Genomic DNA, 598 nt, shown 5'->3' on the forward strand with positions numbered 1-598 from the left:
TCCTACGATTTCGTACCGTGTTACGTGTCATGTATCTACATAACATTTTATAGAAATTCTACGCCGTTTGATCTTGATTTACTAGAAGACCATAATAGTGCTTTATGGCTTCTTGACCCTTTGTGGTGCCCGGAAAACCGCCCATTGGCGTATTCGGGGAGAAACACTCCGATTCTGAAGGCAAAGTACGATGGAAAAGGCAGATCGGTACCTCAACGCCGGTACCCGGGAGAACACCCGAAAAAGCTACCGGGCGGCGGTCGAGCACTTTGAGGTGACTTGGGGCGGGTACCTGCCCACGACCGCCGTGGGCGTCGTTCGCTACCTGGCGGAGTACGCCGACAAGCTCTCCATCAATACGCTGAAGCAGCGTCTGGCAGCCCTTGCGCAATGGCACATCACTCAAGGTTTCCCTGATCCGACCAAAACCCCTGACGTTCGCCAGATGATCAAGGGCATTAGGGTCGTGCACCCCGCAAAGGTTAAGCAGGCCGCCCCGCTGCTGCTGAAGCACCTGGAGCAAGCGGTCACATGGCTTGAAAGGGAAGCTACAGTCGCCCTTGAACGCGGAGATTACAAATCGCTGGTACGTCACCGT

1 pseudogene is annotated in these 598 nt (G+C 54.5%); it reads left to right on the forward strand.

The annotated features are described in order from the left end of the window. Nucleotides 1-190: 190 nt before the first annotated feature. Nucleotides 191-598, forward strand: a pseudogene (locus AC1DRJ_RS31670) (hypothetical protein); the annotation flags it as partial.

It is taken from the genome of Pseudomonas sp. P5_B2, from assembly GCF_056400445.1.